Source organism: Nonomuraea sp. LPB2021202275-12-8 (genome assembly GCF_037044575.1).
Lineage (GTDB): Bacteria > Actinomycetota > Actinomycetes > Streptosporangiales > Streptosporangiaceae > Nonomuraea.
The window spans coordinates 1-562 of sequence record NZ_JBAHWD010000147.1 but is presented as its reverse complement, the minus strand read 5'-3'; the positions used below and the strand labels follow the sequence as shown (position 1 = coordinate 562).

Genomic DNA, 562 nt, shown 5'->3' with positions numbered 1-562 from the left:
TTCCCTGCGTCCTCGGAATACAGGAAGGGGCCCGGGGTGGTGCCATCGCCTTGCGGGACCTGCGGGCCGCAGGGACGACGAAACCGTTTCACGGGATCGAGCCAAAGGCTGTCTGCCTTGTGCCCGTCACTGAGAAGATCGCCTTCAAGGGCGCGGCACCCGTACCGGGCCGTCCTCTGGTGCTGCTCGGAGATGCGAACGGCCGGGCTGCTCTCTGGGACAGGGCTGGCGGCGCCCTGACCGTAAAAGAGGACGACGTTCAACTCGCTTCGTCCCGCCGCTGGGACCGGTGCTGATCAGTACGCCACCCGCCATCGACAGACGCTCACATCGTTGACGACCCCGACGATTCCGGGATTCTTGGGTGCCCTTGACCGATGGGAAAGGCTCAGGGCGCGTTCGTGTCCGCAGTTCAGCAGGTCGGTTGACCGCCAGTCGGCAATACCAGGATGGCCAGTGGTCGACTGATCTTGCTAACGCTTTCGCTAACAACGTCCTTGGACACAGGTGCATGGCCCTGGAGACGGAGCAAGCCGTGAGAGCCGTCGACCAGGAGCTTGTG

Annotated in this window: 1 protein-coding gene; it reads left to right on the top strand. The window is 63.9% G+C overall.

Annotation, left to right across the window (positions count from 1 at the left end; genetic code table 11):
- A partial coding sequence (locus V5E28_RS49110; protein ID WP_336217206.1) for a hypothetical protein occupies positions 1-296 on the top strand: 296 nt, incomplete at its 5' end.
- Positions 297-562 lie beyond the last annotated feature (266 nt).